At 72.1% G+C, this 1,320-nt stretch carries 2 protein-coding genes; both read left to right on the top strand.

Annotation, left to right across the window (positions count from 1 at the left end):
- On the top strand, positions 1-587 hold a 587-nt coding region (locus M8J73_RS43485; RefSeq protein ID WP_249829878.1), incomplete at its 5' end, for a class II aldolase/adducin family protein.
- A partial coding sequence (locus M8J73_RS43480) for a carbohydrate kinase family protein (protein ID WP_249829877.1) occupies positions 584-1,320 on the top strand: 737 nt, incomplete at its 3' end. The genes M8J73_RS43485 and M8J73_RS43480, both read left to right, overlap by 4 nt.

Below are 1,320 nucleotides of genomic sequence, written 5' to 3'. Positions count from 1 at the left end.
CGGGCAATGTGAGCATGCGCGACGGCGACCGGATCGCGGTCACCGCCACCGGCGCCGTCCTCGGACAGTGCACGCCCCACCAGGTGACGGTATTGGGCCCCGACGGCGGGACACTCGCCGGGAACCTCGAACCGACCTCCGAACTGGAGCTGCACCTCGGGATCTACCAGCGGTACGGCGCCGGCGCGGTGGTGCACACCCACTCGCCCCAGGCCACCGCGTTGTCCCTGGTGCTCGACGAACTTCCCTGCGTCCACTACCAGCAGCTGCTGCTCGGCGGGTCCGTGCGCGTGGCGCCGTTCGCCGTCTTCGGCACCCCGGAGCTGGCCCAGCACGTGCTCACGGCACTCGACGGCAGGTCGGCGGCGCTGATGGCCCACCACGGCGCCGTGGCATTCGGGCCGACGCTCGCCAAGGCCGTGGAGAACGCGCTGCTCCTGGAGTGGCTGTGCGGCGTGTACCTGCGCGCCGCCCACATCGGCAAGCCGCGGGTCCTCGACGACGACCAGCAGACCGCCGTCGTCACCTCCGCCCTGCGGCGCGGCTACGGCACCACCCACCCCACAGGAGAGGACAGCACCCGATGAGCCAGACAGTCATAGCCCTCGGCGCTCACGTGTTCGACGTGCAGGTCCGGCCCGTCGAGGCCATCCCGGACGGGCAGGGCGCGACCCTGGTGGACCAGATCCGGTTCAGCCCGGCGGGCACGGCCGCCGGTACCGCGCTGACCCTCTCCAAGCTGGGAGCGGCGGTGCGCACCGCCGGCGCGGTGGGCACGGACCCGATCGGTGACCTGCTGCTGAGCATGCTGGCCGGCCACGGCGTGGACACCTCTCTCGTCCTGCGCCGCGACGACACCCAAACCTCGGCCTCGGTGCTGCCCATCCGCCCCGACGGCAGCCGCCCCGCGTTCCACGTCCTGGGCGCGAACATCAGCTACGGACCGGACGACGCCCCGCACACGGAGATCGCCGAAGCCACCCATCTGCACATGGGCGCACCCGAGTTGATGGGCGGTGAGGCCGCGGCGAAGACACTCGCTCCCGCACGGGCCGCGGGTGTGGTCACCTCCGCCGACCTGCTCGTCGCCGGCGACAGCGGCTTGTTCGACTGGATCGCGCCCGCACTCCCGTATCTGGACCACCTGTTGCCCAACGAGGAGCAGGTGCTCGGACTCACCGGCGCCGCGACGCTGGAGGACGGTGCGCGCAGGTTCCTCGCGGAAGGGGTCGGGTGCGTCGCCGTCACCCGGGGCGCACGCGGTGCGCTGGTGGTCACGGAGGACGAGGTGATCGAGATTCCGGCCTTCGCCGTCGACGT

The sequence above is a fragment of the Streptomyces neyagawaensis genome, assembly GCF_023516595.1.
GTDB classification, from domain to species: Bacteria; Actinomycetota; Actinomycetes; order Streptomycetales; family Streptomycetaceae; genus Streptomyces; species Streptomyces neyagawaensis.
Note: the sequence above shows the minus strand (reverse complement) of the source record. Positions and strands in the feature narration are given on the sequence as shown.